Raw genomic sequence first — 17,642 nt, forward strand, 5'->3', positions numbered from 1 at the left:
GAACCAAGCTGAACCAATTGTTCAGCTTGCTGGCAAATAAAGCTTAGTCACCCAGAATATGTGGGTCGAAGGCGTGGCCGAGTTTTTCGGTTTTGGTTTTAATGTAGTTTTTGTTGTCTTTGGTGATACCGTGATCAATGGGCTTGCGGGCCACCACGTTAATATCGAGATCTTTCAGCGCCGCGGTTTTACGGGGGTTATTGGTCATCAGCTCAACATTCTTAACATTCAGCTTATCCAGCATGACCTTGCACATCTCGTAGGTGCGCATGTCGGCATCGAAACCCAGATGTTCGTTAGCTTCAACGGTATCCATGCCCTGGTCTTGCAGATGATAGGCACGGATTTTATTGATAAGGCCGATACCACGCCCTTCCTGACGCAAATACAGCAGTACGCCACAGCCGTTTTCGACGATATTTTCCATCGCTCGCTCTAACTGGAAACCGCAGTCACAACGGGTAGAGAACAGCGCATCGCCGGTGAGGCATTCAGAATGGATTCGAATAGGCACCACGTCTTCCGGCTGCCAGGTACCGTATGATAATGCAACGTGCTCTACACCCGAGTTTTCTTCCACAAAACCATGGATAGTGAATTCGCCCTTGCGGGTAGGAAGCTTTGCTGCGCTGACAAATCGGTATTGCTGGGATTTACTGGTCATGAAACTCGAGCCGGGTTGATGTAGAAACTGCCTAATAAGTACCACTACATGAGGGCAGTGACACAGGTTTACAAGCCCTCAGGGGCGGCGATTATACCGCCTATCAGGGCACGGGTCTAATATTCAGACCGAACTAAATTGGTATACTAAAGATCCGCTTGCTCTAGCGCCTGCTGTAGTTTTAGCTGTACGTTTTGCAGCATGTCGGCCTTGCTGATATGGGCGGTAGAGGCGCCTACCGGCTCCAGCCAAACCGCTTCGCACAGCCATTCCACGTTAAACAGTAGTTCAAAATTATCGGCAACCAGGCGCACCTGTAACCTGTCAGCACCCCAGTCATTCTCGCCCTGGCGGGCATTGAGTAAACGGGCAATATTGTGACACAGACCCACTGCCTGTTGCTGGGTAGCGGGGATCGGCCCGGTCCAGCGGATAATGCCGGGTTCGCATACCAGCAAGTTGGCAATAGCGGGTGGGGTTAACTGCTGCATGAAAGACTCCCTTGCGAACTGGCAGCGCCGGGTTGGGAATATTCCCGGGTTATCTCGTTATCATCAAATGGCTGACGAATGGCTTCCATCAGCTTGTGCGCCGGCCCGAAGTCACCTTGTTCGGCGGCGTCGATAGCCGATTGTAAATAGTGCGTACGTGGGATAACCAGTGGATTAAGCGGGTAAAGCGCATCATTTGCAACACCCGCAGCAAGGCGGCGCTGGCGGTAATCCTGCCACCAGTTATCAAAGGCGTTACGGTCAACAAACTGATCGCGTAACGGCACTGATTCCTGCTGTGGGTCGGTCATAATGAGTTGCCTGAAGCTTTGGGTATAGTCGCGTTTCTCAGCGTTAAGCAAACTCAGCCAGGTATTCAGGCAGGGCTCGTTCTCTGCATTATCCTCAAGGCCAATGCGGCTGAGCATCTGATGATGGTACTGACTTAAAAAGGTGGGCTCAAATAACGTCAGGCAGGCGCGGATATCATCGGTATTCAGGTGACCAGAAAACGCATAGGCCAGCGCGTTAAGGTTCCACAGCGCGATTCCGGGCTGACGATCAAAGGCATAGCGGCCTTCGTAGTCGGAGTGGTTAAATACTGCATCAGACTGGAAGTGTTCGATGAAGGCGTAAGGCCCGTAATCGAAGGTAATACCGTGGATTGACATATTGTCGGTATTCATTACGCCGTGTACGAAGCCGTATGCCTGCCAAAGCGCCACCATGCGCGCGGTGCGTAATGTAATGGCTGTCAGCAGCGCTTTATGCGGATTGGCGTCTTGTAAACACTCCGGGAAGTGATGAGTGAGGGTGTACTGCATCAGCTTGTCCAGCGTGTCTTGTTGTTTATTGTGGTAATAAAACTCAAAGTGGCCAAAGCGAATATGGCTCGGGGCCATGCGGATCATCATGGCGCCAGGCTCAGGCAACTCCCGCACAATGGATTGTTCACTGGTCATTAAACACAGCGCCCGGGAAGTTGGGATGCGCAGATGATGCAGTGCTTCTGAGGCAATGTATTCCCGCAAGGTTGAGCGTAACACGGCACGCCCGTCGGCATGGCGGGAATAGGGGGTCTGGCCGGCGCCTTTTAAGTGCAGATCAAAGCTAGTGCCCTGGTCATCGCTTACCTCACCCAGTAATAAACCACGCCCATCGCCCAGAAAAGGATTCCACTGGCCAAACTGGTGGCCGCCGTATTTTTGCGCCACGGCGTTAGTCGCCAGCTCACCGCCTTCATCAAATATCGCCGACATCAGTGCGTCGCTATCCGGCAGTTCAAACTGTGCTGCCAGCTCGCGGTTGTACATCGGCATGCTCATTTCGCTCAAAGGCTGCGGCTTTACTGCGCTGACTGTGTCGGCTAATTCGGTAGCGTAGCGATGGTGTAATTGCATTGGACTCTCAATAAACTACAGGAAGAAAAGTGTAACACCTGCCTGAACTATAGTGTAGATGGGGAAGGGCGCAGGATAATGTTGCAGTCATCCGACGCCATAGTTACCAGCCATTAATTCGCGAGTTTAAAGGCTACGTAAGCCGCCCCTTGTTGCCCCTTAGGATTACGGGCGTTATTGGTGCTGATGACGATATACTGAACCCCATCAACCATGTAGGTCGCTGGTGTGGCCGTACCGGCATAGGGCAGTTGTGCCTGCCATAAAATTTTGCCGTCTGAAGTATCAAAGGCGCGAATTGTGCGGTCGTAAATGGTTGCGCCAATAAACAATAAGCCAGAGGCTGTGACTACTGCACCGCCATAGTTTTCAGAACCGGTGTTAGTCAGGCCTGCGGCGGCGAGCTCGGGATATTCACCCAGCGGCTTACGCCACAAATACTGACCGGTTGCTACATCGATTGCGTTCAGAGTGCCCCATGGTGGTTTGACTGCCGGGTAGCCGTCGGGATCCAAAAACTTGTGGTAGCCGGAAAAGTAGTAACGCGCATTTTTGGCGCTGTTAAACGGGGAAACCATTTCTACTTTATCGCCGGTCTTGGCGGGTTCCTCGCTGGATGGAGGCTTTTCATCAGTCAGGAAGCTGGTAAGGTCGGTAAGCTCTTGCTTTGTTAGCCCGGCAAACTGGGGCATTCTCCCCCGGCCGTTTTTGATAACATTTTTGATGTCATGGTCGGCGAGTTTATTGCCAATATCGATGAGCGAAGGAAACGCCGGCGGAGAACCGCTTCTGTCTTCACCATGGCATACTGCACAGTTTTGCGCATATAAATTATGCCCTTTATCAGCATGCTGCGTGGCTTCTACCATCGAGCCTGTCCAGGCAATATCATTGGAATTTATAAATATCACGCCCTGGTCAGGGTCTACTGCCGCGCCGCCCCATTCTGCACCGCCATCGAAGCCCGGGAAGATTACGGTAGGCTGGTCGGTGGTAAATGGTACAAACAGGCCTTCGCTGATCATGTTGTTAAACTCCGCTTTTGCCCAGGCGTTAGCCTCCGGCGTTCTGTCGGTGAGGAGTGCTTCAGTGAGGTGTTGCCTAGCGTAGGGTTCAGGCAGCACAGGCACTGGTTGGGTAGGAGAGGTGACTTCGCCCTCCAATGCAGAAGGTGGGAATGCCTGTTCTTTGATATCAAATAAAGGTTCACCGGTTAAACGGTCGAACACAAATAAAAAGCCCTGCTTGGTAGGCTGGGCCACTACCTGCCGGACCTGACCTTTATGGCGAACCGTTAACAGCGATGGTGGTGAGGGGAGATCGCGGTCCCAGATGTCGTGGTGTACCGTTTGAAAGTGCCATAGTTTTTCGCCGGTACGCGCGTTAAGGGCCAGCAAGGTGTTAGCAAACAGGTTATCACCTAACCTCGAACCACCAAAAAAGTCTGGCACGGCAGAGCCTGTAGGCACAAAAACGATGCCGTTTTCCTCATCCAGGGCCATACCGGCCCAACTGTTAGCTCCACCGGTATTTGCATAAGATGGATCTGACCAGCTGGCAGCGTGAGGCGATGTGTTGTCTGGCATCGTTCTGAACTGCCAGGCCAACTCTCCCGTTGTCAGGTTGTAAGCGCGAATATTGCCAATGGGGGCGGGGGGATTCTCTGATGTGCGGTAACCCACAATATAGAGGTCGTTAAAGATGACGCCAGGGGTTGTCAGAGATACATAATGTTTAGTGTAATCACCGCCGAGATTCTTTCGCAGGTCAATGGCGCCATCGTTACCAAACGAAGAGACCCGTTCACCGGTGTCTTTGTCGATGGCAAACAGGTAGTTCATTACCCCGGCAACCAGATAAGACTTTTCCTTCCCCTCATAAAAGGCCAACCCGCGTGACGGGCCGGTAAATAGTTTACCACTGGGTAACTTGCTGCCTTTTAGTTTAGGGTTGAACTCCCACAGTTTTTTGCCGTTAGTGGCATCGACGGCAAAAACAGTCAATCCGGGCGTGAAGCCAAATAGCTTGTCACCAATAATTAATGGGTTCGTCTGGGGATCGCCCTGACCGGTGATATCCATCTGCCAGGCAATTTCAAGCTGACTCACATTGTGTTTATTAATTTGAGTCAGAGAAGAAAAGTGCTGGCCTTGCTGGTCGCCGTTGTAATAGCGCCAGGGCACAGAGGCTTCCGGCGCGTTGGTTTCACCGCGGGCAATTGTGGGTAACAATGCAGTCATTAACAAACCGAAGATGAATGACGCCTTAGTGACTTCGACCATACCAACTACCCCTGATGACTAAGTAAGACTGAAAGGTATAGCGCGTACCATAGCATTACTGTTTGTCGGATGAGAATCCATTATTGGTTTGGGCGGGGTAAGTTTGCGCCCGGCTTGCTCCAAAAACGATGACTGCTTTAATACGGTTATCATCGGTTTGCGGTGATTAATGCAACCCCTGTGCTCAGCGTGTAAACATCATTTCGCTGCGTGTTTAAGAAAAATGTAATCCAACTCCGGCTTTTTGCGTATTAGTTTCATCTTATTGTTTTTTATGGCCGTGGATATGGAAATACGGCCCACAAGGTTTTTTATGACAACAGCATCTCCACTCGTATTGCACCATCTTAATAATTCCCGCTCGCAGCGTATTTTATGGCTGTTGGAAGAGCTGGGGGTGGACTACGAAATTAAGCATTATCAGCGTGATGCCAAAACCAATCTGGCACCGCAAAGTCTGAAAGCGGTTCATCCTCTGGGCCGGGCGCCCATAATCACCCACGGTGATACCACACTGGCGGAGTCCGGTGCTATTATCGAATACCTGATAGACGAGTTTGGCGGGCAATTTAAACCCACTGACAGCCGTTACGCGCTCAATCAGTATCGATTCTGGATGCACTTTGCCGAAGGTAGCCTGATGCCCCCGCTGGTAGCCAGTCTGGTGATGAGTAAAGCCAAAGAAAAGGCCAGCCCGTTTTTTATGAAACCCGTGGTGGCTAAGGTGGTTGATGCCATCACCAGTGCCTATTACGGGCCAAACTTAAAAGCCAGTCTCGACTATGTTGATAGTTATCTTAAAGAGAATGAGTGGTTTGCAGGGGAATGTTTAAGCGGTGCAGATTTTCAGATGAGCTTTCCGCTGGAAGCCATGCAGGGGCGGGTTGGTAAAGGGCAGTATGCAGCTATTGATGCCTGGGTAAATAAAATCCACAGCCGCGATGCTTACCTGCGTGGCCTCGAAAAAGGCGGTGAGTACGCTTACGCCTGAGCGATTATTCGTCGTCCCTCTCCAGGTAGTCGTTAATCAGTTGCAGGAAAGGCACACCGTAGCGTTCCAGCTTGGTTAAGCCTACGCCACTGACTGCCAGCAGGCTCTGCTTATCAGTGGGTTTGCTGGCGGCCATTTCGGCCAGCGTAGCATCGTTAAATATAACGAACGGCGGTACGTCATTTTCCTGCGCCAGTACTTTGCGTAAGTGTTTAAGCCGGGCGAAGAGTGCTTTATCGTAGTTTTTAAGCGCAGTTTTTGCCGGTTTATCGGCTTTAATTTCAAGCCGTGGTGTAGCCAGCTCGACGCCAATTTCTCCTTTCAGAACCGGGCGGGCAGCCTCGGTTAAGCGCAGCATTGCGTGGCTGGCAATATCCACCCGAATATAGCCGCGGTGGATGAGCTGATTGATAATGTTATGCCAGTACTGATCGCTCTGGTCTTTCCCTATTCCCCAGGTAGACAGCTTGTCGTGCCCGGCTTCCTGCAGGCGTTTAAGGTTTTTACCGCGCAGTACATCAATCACATACTGAGTGGCGGCCTGCTGCTGGAGGCGCAGAATACAACTCAGCACTTTTTGAGCGGTTTCCAGGCCATCGAAGGGACGCGGCGGATCCAGGCAGATATCACAGTTACCGCATGCAGTATCGCTGAACTGCGAAAAGTAATTGAGTAATACCTGACGGCGACAGGTTTGCGCTTCGGCGAAGGCTTCCATGGCGGCGAATTTTTGCAGTTCTATGGCGTTACGGTCGGCCATTGAGCCCTGATCAATCCACTGTTTTACCCGGGCGCTGTCTTTTTCGTCGAACAACAATAATGCTTCGGCGGGCAAACCGTCACGGCCAGCCCGGCCGGTTTCCTGGTAGTAACTCTCGATACTGCGCGGTACGTCGTGATGAACCACATAGCGCACGTTAGATTTATTAATGCCCATACCAAAGGCCACGGTCGCCACAACCACGTCAATCTTGTCGGTAATAAACTGGCGCTGCACGTAGGCCCGCTCGTCGGCATCCATACCTGCATGATAGGCGGCACTCTTGAAGCCCTGGCGGTGTAATTTGGCGCTGAGATCATCAACCTTGGCCCGGGAATTACAGTAAATAATGCCGCTGCCATCCTGCTGACGAATGTAGGTAACGATCTGCTCAAAGGGTTTGTACTTGGCCATTACCCGGTAGCGTATATTTGGCCGGTCGAAGGAACCTTTGTATACCAGCGGGTTGTCCAGTCCGAGCTGTACCTGAATATCCTGTTCTGTGGTGGTGTCGGCGGTTGCCGTAAGGCCAATTACCGGGATGTCCGGAAAGCGTTGTTTTAACTGCCCTAAAGACCGGTAGTCCTGCCGAAAATCATGCCCCCAGTGTGACACGCAGTGCGCTTCATCCACCGCAAACAGCGCGATTTTAGTTTGTGCCAGCATGTTCAGAAAGTAGCGCTGTAACAAGCGCTCGGGCGACACATAAATAATGTCATAGTGGCCCTCCTGAAGACGCTGCACGGTGGCCTGGTAATCGTCCTGATCTAACGAGGAATTCAGGTACGCAGCCTTCACTCCTGCCTCGCGTAATTGTTCTACCTGATCCTGCATCAGCGAGATAAGAGGCGATACCACAATACCGGTACCGTCGCGTACCATGGCCGGGATCTGATAACACAACGACTTACCGCCCCCGGTAGGCAGTAATACCAGCACATCCTTGCCATTAATGGTGTGATCAATCACCTCAGCCTGACCGGAGCGAAACTCGCTGTAACCGAAAATATCTTCAAGAATTTGCTGAGCGTTACGGCTGTCTGCGGGCTGCGCAGCACTTGCCACGATAGCAGGCTGGCTATCGTTTTCGTCGATGGCGGTGGGGGTATCTGGTGTTGCAGTCATGAGTCGCAGAGTTTACGCGTTTTTTGCCTGAGGTTCACGGGTTTTGCCCGACTTTTTCTGCGTCTTGCCATAACTGACTGATGTACCGCGACAGAGTCATTCCTGCGGCGATAACAACAGTGTTATTATGAGCCAAATTTTGTTGTGTGGTGGAACTCATGGCTGAACCCTTACCCGATCTCATTGAAGAAATCGTTGCCGATAACGGTGTCGACGACTTTCAGGCTGTGGCTGAGCAGCTGTTACCGGCTGAAGATGTCGAAATAGCCACACTGTTAGAGTCACTCCCCGTAGAAGAGCGGATGTCGCTGTGGGAAGTGCTGCCGGATGTGCGCAAGATAGACGTGCTGGTAGAAATGCGGAGCGATCCACGGGAAGTGCTGATTTCCGCTACGCCGGACGATAAATGGAGTGCCATTTTACTCGGCATCGATGCTGAGGACTTACTCGAGTTGATGGACTCCCTGCCCAGCAAACTACTGGAACTGGCGATTCAGGCACTGGATGAACAACAACAGGCCTATTTCCGCGACGCGACCCAGTTTCCCGATGAGCAGGTCGGGCACTGGATATCTCATGAAATGCTGGTGTTGCCATTAAATGCCAAGGTACGCGATGGTTTGCGTCTGATAAGGCGCAATGTACCGGCTCACTGTGACAGCATTTTCCTGGTCAACCGCTCCGGCCAGTTCTCGGCTGCCGTAAAACTCACTGCCGTATTTGGTGCTCCCGAACATTTGCCCATGGTAGAGCTGACCGAAGAGTCCATGCCGGTCATTAAAGGTACCGATGATTCAACCACGGCCTCTCTGCTGGTGCAGCGCAGTGGTTATGCCGCGCTGCCGGTGATTGATGACAACAATAAACTGCTCGGTCGCCACGATATTGTCAGTGCCAGTGAGCTGGTTAACGAAAATTACGAACGCCAGGTGATGGCAACCGCCGGTATGGATGAAGACGAGGATTTATTTGCCCCGGTGGCAAAAAGTGCCCGTAGTCGTGCCTTATGGTTAGGCATCAACCTGCTTACCGCGTTTCTGGCCTCATGGTTTATTGGTTTATTTGAAGCCACCCTGCAACAGGTGGTGGCGCTGGCCGTACTGATGCCAGTGGTGGCCAGTATGGGTGGTATCGCTGGTAGCCAGACCCTGACCCTGATTGTGCGAGGCCTTGCGCTTGGCCAGATCACCAGTGCTAATTTAAAAGCGCTGATGACCAAAGAGCTCAAGGTGGGGGGCGTTAATGGTGTGATTTGGGCGCTGGTGATTGGTATTGTGGCCTTTATGTGGTTCAGCGACCCGTTGTTGGGGCTGGTTATCTGCCTGGCTATCTTCGTGAACATTCTGGCTGCGGCCCTCGCCGGTGTGGTATTACCGGTGATCCTCGAAAAGCTCAAAATTGACCCGGCACTTTCAGGTTCGGTGATCCTCACCACTGTCACCGATATCGTGGGCTTTGTGGCCTTCCTGGGCCTGGGTAGCCTGTTTTTACTGTAATGAAAAGGAAATGCTTTGAACGCTGAGGCTACGCAACGCCACGCCACCGCCGGTCTACTTTATGCGGTGGCGGCCTACACCATGTGGGGCATTGCCCCATTATATTTTAAGCAAATTGCCAGTGTACCGGCGCCGGATATTCTGATGCATCGGATTGTCTGGTCAGCAGCGCTACTGGCATTGTTGCTGCTTGGTTTAGGGCAGTTTGCCAAGGTCAGAGCCATTTTCCGCTCCAAACGCTTAATGGGATTGCTTGCTGTGGCCAGCGTGTTGCTGGGGGGAAACTGGCTGTTATTTATCTGGGCTATCAATGCCGATATGATGCTCGAAGCCAGCCTGGGTTATTACATAAACCCGTTGCTTAATGTGTTTCTGGCCCGCCTGTTTTTAAATGAACGGCTGCGCACCATGCAAAAAGCCGCTGTGGTGCTGGCGATCATCGGGGTGGCGAATATCATTATTGCCCACGGTACCTTACCCTGGGTGGCGTTGTTACTGGCGGGCAGTTTTGCTATCTATGGCCTGTTACGTAAACAAATCCCCGTTGAACCTCTGCCGGGATTGTTTATGGAAACCCTGGTATTGTTGCCGTTTGCAGCACTTTACTGGGCGTACTTTGCTTCTGCTGAAGCCAATATGCTAACCAACGAATGGTCGTTAAATGCCTGGCTGATGGCTGCCGGAGTGGTTACCACACTGCCACTGCTGGCGTTTAATGCGGCGGCTAAACGCATCATGTTTACCACGCTCGGGCTTATTCAGTATATCGGCCCAACGTTGATGTTTATCTTTGCAGTGGGGATGTACGACGAACCGCTGGAACCCGCCAGACTCGTCACCTTTGGCTTTGTGTGGTGTGGCCTGGTGTTATTTAGCCTCGACTCACTGAAAACCTACCGGCAGCAGCGTAAGGTGTTAAAAGCCGCCTGATTAATTTCAACCTTTGCCATCAATCGAAGACGAAGCTCCATCCTATACACTTTAAAGCAGCGAATTTTAACTACCCTCGCTGCTGCTTCGTTATAACGCGTCGTGCTCCACTCTGTTACGGCCATTGTGTTTGGCCTGATAGAGCAGCTTGTCGGCGGTAGTGAGCATGGCCTGAATATTATGATCACTTCGTGTGGTAAGGCCGATGCTGACTGTTACGTTTAAGGTCAGTTCGCCGAATTTAACCGGGTGTTCACTGATGTTACGACGTATATCTTCAAGTCGGCTTACTGCGTTGTGAGGAGTCGTGTCGGGCAAATACAGGCAAAATTCCTCGCCGCCAAAGCGAGCAATAATTACATCTGCACACATCACCGCGAGGCGGTTGGCTACCACTTTGAGCACTTCATCGCCAGCGTCATGGCCATGGGTGTCGTTAATGGCTTTAAAAAAATCTAAATCGAGTAACGCCAGCGCCTGATTGGCTGGCTGGTTGCGCTGCATTTTATTTACGGTATAGAAAAAGTGGCGGCGGTTAGGTAAACCTGTGAGATAGTCGGTATTCGCCGTGCGCCTGATGGTTTCTACATTTTCCAGCAGTTCAATGTTCTGGTTTACCCGGCAAAGAAACTCTTCCAGGTGATAAGGTTTACGCACGAAGTCATTGGCACCACTTTTAATAAAGCGTGCCGAGAGCAGATTGTTGCGATCGTTAGCGATACCAATTATCGCCAGATCTTCCTTACTGTATTGCTTGCGCAGCCAGGCAACAAACTGGGTAGGCGGCTTATCCTGAATATCACTGTCAACAAACACCAGTTTAATGTGACTGTGTTCATCGAGGAGGGTCTCTGCCTGAGCGGCGGTGGCACATTCATAGGTAATGAAGTTATGCCGGCGCAACAGGGCTGCCATCGCGGAGCGCTCATTGCGTTTGGGATTAATAACCAGCACACCGGTGGTTTTGTTTTTCTCCAGCCGGCCAATCAGCCGCATGAGGTAATCAAAAATCTGCGCGTTTTCTTTGGGAATATAATCTACTACGTCCCGCGACAGCACCGCTTTACGAATGTCCTCATCGAGCCTGGCTGTGGTAACAATGGTTGGCAGGTAACTTTTTACAGCGAAGTCGATGGCCTCACCGTTGGGAGCATCTGGTAGGTCATAGTCGACAATGGCGCACAGATAGTCTTCCGGGTCGCTGTGAATAAAAATATGTTTGGCTGCAGTCAGTGAAGTGGCGAGTACCGGCTTTAATTGCGCCATTTCAACCAGCTTGGTCAGCAGGCTGATAGTACTCGCACTGTCTTCAATTATCAGCACCTTCTGCTGCATTAATGCGTCCTATATCACCTCTAGTTTGGCAAAGCTCAGTACCAGCCATTTGCTGCCGAATTCATCAAAATTCACCTGAACCCGGGCATGATCGCCACTACCTTCATAGTTTAGCACTACGCCTTCACCAAACTTGCGATGTCTTACCCGCTGGCCCAGTGAAAAACCACTTTGCTCCATCCGCTCATGGGACGCTGCATTGCTGAAACGACTTGCGACCGGTCTTGATACTGTAGACGTCAGGCGGATTTCTTCCACACATTCGCTGGGAATTTCCCGTAAAAAGCGTGACGCTGTGTGATATTTTTCCTGCCCGTATACCCGGCGCATCTCGGCGTAGGTCATGTACAGCTTTTTCATTGCCCGGGTCATGCCTACGTAACACAGGCGGCGCTCTTCCTCCATGCGGCCGGGCTCGTCGTTGGTCATCTGGCTGGGGAACATGCCTTCTTCCACCCCGGCAATAAAGACCAACGGGAATTCCAGACCCTTGGCGGTGTGAATGGTCATTAGCTGCACCGCGTCCTGATCGCCGCTGGCCTGGGTCTCACCGGCTTCCAGTGAAGCGTGGGCAAGGAACGCCTGCAACGGGGTCATTTCATCGGCTTCTTCCGGGATCACAAACTGCTTGCAGGCTGTAACCAGTTCTTCTAAGTTTTCCAGGCGGGCCTGGGCTTTTTCGCCCTTCTCAGCCTGGTACATGGCATACAGGCCTGACTGATTAATGGCTTTGTTGGCTTGTTCTTCCAGCGGCTGGCCTTCAAATTCGTCGGCCAGTTTATTGATAAGCTCAATAAAGGCATTCAGCGCATTGGCGGCGCGGCCTTTCAGGCTGCCATCCTGCAATAGCTGTAAGCTGGCCTGCCACATTGAGCAATCCTGCAAACGGGCTTGCTCGCGAATGGTGGCCAGCGTGCGCTCACCCAAACCGCGACTGGGCGTATTGACTACCCGTTCAAACGCGGCGTCGTCGTGGGCGTGGTTAACCAGGCGCATATAGCCCAGCGCATCTTTAATTTCCTGCCGTTCGAAGAAGCGCAGGCCGCCGTATATGCGGTAGGGAAGGCTCTGATGCAGCAAGGCTTCTTCCAGTACCCGCGACTGGGCGTTGTTGCGATATAAAATGGCCACTTCTTTTAGCTGATTACCCTGGTTATGCCAGTCGGAAATCTGCGCAACAATAAAGCGGGCTTCATCGAGATCGTTGAAACCGGCATAAATCGAAATCGGTTCGCCATCGTCGCCGTCGGTCCACAATTCTTTACCCAGCCGGCCCTGGTTATTATCGATAACCGTATTGGCGGCTTTAAGTATGGTCGCGGTAGACCGGTAATTCTGTTCCAGGCGAATGGTTGATGCGCCGTCGAAGTCTTTCAGGAAGTGCTGGATGTTATCCACATTCGCGCCGCGCCAGCCGTAAATAGACTGGTCGTCGTCACCCACAATCATAATGTTGTTGTCCTGATTACACAGCAGGCGTAACCAGGCGTACTGGATATTGTTGGTATCCTGGAATTCGTCCACCAGCACGGCGCGGAAGCGACGCTGGTAATGGGCCAGCACATCGGGATTCTTCACCCATAATTCGTGGGCACGCAGCAATAGCTCAGCAAAGTCTACCAGACCGGAACGGTCGCAGGCTTCCTGATACGCGGCATAGATATCGCGCATTTTCTGTTGGGTATGATCGCCGTGGGTTTCAATGTGCTGGGGGCGCAGACCTTCGTCTTTATTACCGTTGATGTACCATTGGATTTGTCGTGGCGCCCAGTGTTTTTCATCCAGGTTCATGGCCTTAAGCACCCGGCGCACCAGTCGGTATTGGTCGTCTGAGTCGAGGATTTGAAAATTTTCCGGCAGATTGGCTTCAGCGTAGTGAGCCCGCAACAAACGGTGCGCCAGGCCATGGAAGGTGCCTATCCACATGGTATTTAACGGCCGGCCCATTACATGCTCAATACGCCCGCGCATTTCCCGCGCAGCCTTGTTAGTAAAGGTTACCGCCAGAATACTGTAAGGGGCGATATTCTCTACCTGCATTAACCACGCGATGCGATGCACCAGTACACGGGTTTTACCACTACCAGCACCCGCCAGTACCAGCATATTAGACAGCGGTGCGGCCACGGCACCACGCTGTTTATCGTTTAATTCGTCGAGTAACTCAGAAACATCCATAACAATACAAAAACACCTGTATTTTTATTCAGGCCATAAAAAGCAAAGTATGCCATTAAAGCCTACTGCGTTAAACCGCGCTTGCACAATAATGGCGGATTATTGCCCGTAGCAACTTAATGAAAGTGATCTTGGCGAAGTCCGGTCGGATATAAGGTAATATTAACCTTCCGGTGTCGCAGACCGCGCTGAATTCTCCGGCTATCGCAATTTTTTCGGGTTACCTCTTGAATTGAAGCCATAAACCATTATGTTACCGCTACGCGCGTTGGCTGGTTTATTCTTGTTCAACCTTTCCCGCACAGCAAACTAATTAGGAACGCCCATGCATGCACTGACCGATACCGCTGATTTTTGGCTGCAGCTAAAAAAAGAAGCGCGTCAAATTGTCGATGAAGAACCGCTGTTAGCGAGTTTTATTCATGCCTGCATTTTAACCCATCATAACTTTGAGTCTTCGCTGAGCTTTATTTTGTCGAACAAAATGGCAGACGATGTGATGCCAGCGCTGACTATCAGAGAAATTCTGGACGAAGCCTATTTGCTGGAACCGGCCATCGTTGAGTCGGCTATCGAAGATATTCGCGCCATTTACACCCGTGACCCGGCGGTAACCAATTATCTTAATGTGCTGGTGCACTTCAAAGGCTTCCAGGCAGTTCAGGTGCATCGTATGGCGCACTATTTGTGGCAGCAGGGCCGGCAGCAACTGGCATTGTTTTTACAAAGCCGTAATTCCGAAACCTTTGCAGTGGACATTCACCCGGCGGCCACCATTGGTAAGGGCGTAATGTTCGACCACGCCACAGGTATTGTGGTGGGCGAAACAGCAGTGATCGAAGATAACGTGTCGGTTCTGCAAAACGTTACGCTTGGCGGTACTGGTAACGAGAGCGGCGACCGTCATCCTAAGATTCGTCAGGGCGTCATGCTTGGCTCGGGTGCTAAGGTGCTGGGCAATATCGAAATTGGCGAAGGTTCAAAAGTGGGCGCAGGCAGTGTTGTGCTTAACGATGTTCCGCCTCATGTTACGGTAGTAGGTGTACCGGCCAAAGTGGTGGGCCGTCCCTGTTGTCCGCGACCCTGCGACTCCATGAATCAGAATGTGCTGGAAGACAACGAACCCTACGAACAAGCTTAGTGGGCTAATGGCTGATCGTTATAAGTGGTCAGCCTTTGTTTTTGAACCTGAGCGGTTCAGCTTTGCGGTAACTCCCCTTTACCCAGCAAGCAAAGCTCACAGTCTTTTACCGATAACGCTCTAGCGTACTCACACTCGAGCCTGGTGTAGTCTTCCGCCGCGACACAATAGATCTTTTTGATCTGGTGCTTGTCGACCAGAGCAAGAAGTTCACTGGCATAGCGCAATTGCGCACCAAACATATAAGTGCGGTGATGCCAGGGCTCTTCGTTCAGTACGTATAAGGGGGCGAACTTTGGTGAGTTGGTCAGATATTCAAGCAGTTGGTAAGAGACGATATCAGTACCTACCGCAATCACAGGGAGCGGGGCAGGGCGAAACCATTGTTTTATAAAGTCCGGCAATCCCATCAGAAAAGATTCTTAGTCTGAAGTAATGGCATCATAGCGCAAATTGCCTTGAGCAAAAGCCTTAATTATGCGGTACTGCCCATTGGTGAGTAGCTTGCTGCCTCTCTCTGGTGATTTTTTCATCCCCGACGCGATTTACTGAGTATAAAGAGTCGTTTATGCCAGACTATGTTCGGTCTTATGGACTCTATTTTTGTTGTTTAGGATTACACCATGTACTTTTTTAAAAAACTTGGCGGGCTGATTTTGCTGACATTGCTATGCAATGGCGTTCTGGCCGCGTCTGAAGATGCCGCTATCGAAGACTCGCCAAATCGTGATTTAACCGGCTTCGAGGGCCTGAATGAGCGACTCCCCCTTTGGGAAGCAGGGGTGGGCGGCGGCATGATAGAGTCACCGAATTATCCGGCCTCATCAGAGCGCAATTTTGTAGCCCTGGCATTACCCTATGTGATTTATCGCGGTGATATTTTTCGTGTTGGCGGAAGAGGAGGAGCAAGAGCCGTATTCCTCGAAAATGACAGGCTGGAACTGGACATGAGTTTTGGCGGAGCTTTTGCCGCAGACAGCGATGACAATACCGTTCGCGAGGGCATGCCTGAGCTAGACTATCTGGTAGAGCTTGGTCCACAGCTGATCTACAAAATTAAAGACTTTTCTTTTAGCGGGGGCGGTAACTCGCGCCTGAATGCCCGGCTTCAGGCTCGCGCCGTCTTCTCTACCGATTTTGGCGGATTTGATGGCAGAGGATTTGTCTTTGAGCCGACCCTGACCTATCAGCAACGAGGCGTCTTCCTGCCAGATACAGGTTTTAGCCTGGCCCTCAGAACAACCTGGGCCACCGAAAAGTTACATGATTACTTCTATGAGGTAACGCCGGAATATGCCACAACGGTCAGGCCTGCCTACGATGCGCAAAGTGGCTATCTGGGCGCAGAGTTGTCGGCAGGACTGGCCTTCCCGGTAGTTAAAAACGTGCGGGGCTTTTTAACCACATCGGTGCAATTTAATAGTGGTTCTGCGAATGAAAATAGTCCGCTTTTTGAGAAAGATGTGACCTATAGTGTGGGTTTCGGGTTTGTTTGGCGTGCCTATAAAAGCGACGCTAAAGCCACCTGGTAAAGCTGATAAAAAAGAAAGAAGCCGCTGACTGCGGCTTCTATGTTAGACGTTAGCCAAATTTGGCGTCTGCCACAAATGGGTTGGTTGAGCGTTCGTGCCCAATGCTGGTGGTTGGGCCATGGCCAGGGTATACCGTCATTTCATCTGGTAGTGTGAACAGCTTTTCACGGATCGCTTCAATTAATTGCTGATGGTTGCCCTGAGGGAAGTCAGTACGGCCAATTGAACCAGCAAATATAATATCGCCCACAATCACTTTATTGCTGCTGCGTTCAACCAGGGCAACGTGGCCGGGGGTGTGCCCGGGACAGTGCAGAATTTCCAGCGTCAGGTTGCCCACCGAAATGGTATCGTCCTCGGTTAACCACTGGTTCGGGCTGAAAGGCTGGGCCGGTGGAAAGCCAAACATCTGGCTCTGTTGCATCAGCGCATCCAGCCAGAACTTGTCGCCAATGTGCGGGCCAATGATGGGCACGTTGTAATGGGCGGCCACAGCGGTAGTGCCGCCAACATGGTCGAGATGCCCATGGGTGAGAATAATTTTTTCGATGGTAACCTGTTGCTCGGTGACCGCTTTATAGAGCTTTTCTTCATCACCGCCCGGGTCGACCAGCGCACCTTTCATGGTGTCGGGATCCCAGATTAATGAGCAGTTCTGAGCAAACGGGGTAACAGGAATAACAAGTATTTTCACAATCGTATCTGGCCAGGAAATTTGTTGTTATGTTAGCAGGAATTATTCGTCGATGTCACAATCAGGCACGCCTCTGACAGTGAACAGTTGGTGCGTTGATTTTCTGAGAATTTTTAAGCTATTTATACTTAAGTTCAATAAATCAGAGTTTGTCTGACTATACCTGATTATCCGCATCAATATGCACCTCTCCCGGCCACTGCAAATATAATAATGATGAAATTTATCGTATGCAGGAGACGAAAGTGGACGTTTCTCGGGAAGATCTCAAGATCATCATTATGGATTTGCTTGACGCTGGCCAGTTTATCAGTGACGAGTCGTTTAATACGGCTTGTGAGTGCAGTGTGTGCAAGGAAAAAGCAGTAAAAGTGGGGTTGGATATAGTGCATAAAGAAGACTGTCCGGTAGGACGGGCTTGTGATGGTGCGCCGGGCATGGCGCGTAGTGCTTTAGCACTGTTCGACTCACTGTGGTGGTGAGTTGATGACTTGGAGGTGGAAGTCCTCTGCACACCCGGCAAGGGGAAGTGCTAGCCGAACGGCAAGGGTGTTCATCGTGAGGTGAAATCTGAAGGAAGCCGAAGGCAAAATGCTGGCCTGACGAACAGGAAGCGGTTTAGG

Annotated in this window: 15 protein-coding genes; 6 read left to right on the forward strand and 9 right to left on the reverse strand. The window is 51.3% G+C overall.

Annotated elements, in window-relative coordinates; all coding sequences use genetic code 11:
- Positions 1–43 precede the first annotated feature (43 nt).
- The 4 genes from ribA to C6Y40_RS24410 all read right to left on the reverse strand — a co-directional run bounded on the left by ribA (position 44) and on the right by C6Y40_RS24410 (position 4,837).
- On the reverse strand, positions 44–664 hold the full coding sequence (gene ribA / locus C6Y40_RS24395) for a GTP cyclohydrolase II (RefSeq protein WP_105936986.1): 621 nt from the start codon (positions 662–664) through the stop codon (positions 44–46).
- A gap of 146 nt (positions 665–810) precedes the next feature.
- Entirely contained in the window at positions 811–1,155 is a 345-nt protein-coding gene (locus C6Y40_RS24400; protein WP_105936987.1) for a DUF3630 family protein, read from the reverse strand.
- Positions 1,143–2,555, reverse strand: a complete 1,413-nt coding sequence (locus C6Y40_RS24405; protein WP_105936988.1) for a protein adenylyltransferase SelO — start codon at positions 2,553–2,555, stop codon at positions 1,143–1,145. The genes C6Y40_RS24400 and C6Y40_RS24405 overlap by 13 nt, the downstream gene beginning before the upstream one ends.
- 113 nt (positions 2,556–2,668) lie before the next feature.
- A complete protein-coding gene (locus C6Y40_RS24410) occupies positions 2,669–4,837 on the reverse strand; it encodes an outer membrane protein assembly factor BamB family protein (RefSeq protein WP_105936989.1) in 2,169 nt (722 codons plus the stop codon).
- Between the two features lie 313 nt (positions 4,838–5,150).
- On the opposite strand from C6Y40_RS24410, the gene C6Y40_RS24415 reads away from it, so the two are divergent.
- A complete protein-coding gene (locus C6Y40_RS24415; protein WP_105936990.1) occupies positions 5,151–5,828 on the forward strand; it encodes a glutathione S-transferase in 678 nt (225 codons plus the stop codon).
- Between the two features lie 4 nt (positions 5,829–5,832).
- Here C6Y40_RS24415 and recQ read toward each other — a convergent pair whose 3' ends face one another.
- Positions 5,833–7,713, reverse strand: coding sequence for a DNA helicase RecQ (gene recQ / locus C6Y40_RS24420; RefSeq protein ID WP_105936991.1), 1,881 nt, complete (start codon positions 7,711–7,713; stop codon positions 5,833–5,835).
- Positions 7,714–7,871: 158 nt separating this feature from the next.
- Here recQ and C6Y40_RS24425 point away from each other — a divergent pair, with 158 nt between their 5' ends.
- On the forward strand, positions 7,872–9,209 hold the full coding sequence (locus C6Y40_RS24425; protein WP_105936992.1) for a magnesium transporter: 1,338 nt from the start codon (positions 7,872–7,874) through the stop codon (positions 9,207–9,209).
- Positions 9,210–9,224: 15 nt separating this feature from the next.
- Complete coding sequence (rarD, locus tag C6Y40_RS24430) at positions 9,225–10,139, forward strand: EamA family transporter RarD (protein ID WP_105936993.1); 915 nt, start codon at positions 9,225–9,227, stop codon at positions 10,137–10,139.
- Between the two features lie 90 nt (positions 10,140–10,229).
- Here rarD and C6Y40_RS24435 read toward each other — a convergent pair whose 3' ends face one another.
- Complete coding sequence (locus C6Y40_RS24435; protein ID WP_105936994.1) at positions 10,230–11,474, reverse strand: GGDEF domain-containing response regulator; 1,245 nt, start codon at positions 11,472–11,474, stop codon at positions 10,230–10,232.
- A gap of 9 nt (positions 11,475–11,483) precedes the next feature.
- The gene (gene uvrD / locus C6Y40_RS24440; RefSeq protein WP_105936995.1) at positions 11,484–13,652 is read right to left on the reverse strand and encodes a DNA helicase II; all 2,169 of its coding nucleotides are present in this window, start codon (positions 13,650–13,652) and stop codon (positions 11,484–11,486) included.
- Between the two features lie 325 nt (positions 13,653–13,977).
- Here uvrD and cysE point away from each other — a divergent pair, with 325 nt between their 5' ends.
- Entirely contained in the window at positions 13,978–14,793 is an 816-nt protein-coding gene (gene cysE / locus C6Y40_RS24445; RefSeq protein WP_105936996.1) for a serine O-acetyltransferase, read from the forward strand.
- 56 nt (positions 14,794–14,849) lie between these two features.
- On the opposite strand, the gene C6Y40_RS24450 is transcribed toward cysE, so the two are convergent.
- Entirely contained in the window at positions 14,850–15,203 is a 354-nt protein-coding gene (locus tag C6Y40_RS24450) for a hypothetical protein (protein WP_105936997.1), read from the reverse strand.
- Positions 15,204–15,416: 213 nt separating this feature from the next.
- On the opposite strand from C6Y40_RS24450, the gene C6Y40_RS24455 reads away from it, so the two are divergent.
- Entirely contained in the window at positions 15,417–16,325 is a 909-nt protein-coding gene (locus tag C6Y40_RS24455) for a MipA/OmpV family protein (protein WP_105936998.1), read from the forward strand.
- Between the two features lie 49 nt (positions 16,326–16,374).
- Here C6Y40_RS24455 and C6Y40_RS24460 read toward each other — a convergent pair whose 3' ends face one another.
- A complete protein-coding gene (locus C6Y40_RS24460) occupies positions 16,375–17,019 on the reverse strand; it encodes an MBL fold metallo-hydrolase (RefSeq protein WP_105936999.1) in 645 nt (214 codons plus the stop codon).
- A gap of 245 nt (positions 17,020–17,264) precedes the next feature.
- Between C6Y40_RS24460 and C6Y40_RS24465 the strand changes: the two genes are divergently transcribed.
- Positions 17,265–17,501 (forward strand): hypothetical protein, encoded by a 237-nt coding sequence (locus C6Y40_RS24465; RefSeq protein ID WP_105937000.1) that lies wholly within the window; start codon positions 17,265–17,267, stop codon positions 17,499–17,501.
- The last annotated feature ends 141 nt before the right edge of the window (positions 17,502–17,642 follow it).

It is taken from the genome of Marisediminitalea alba (assembly GCF_002993365.1).
GTDB classification, from domain to species: Bacteria; Pseudomonadota; Gammaproteobacteria; order Enterobacterales; family Alteromonadaceae; genus Alteromonas; species Alteromonas alba.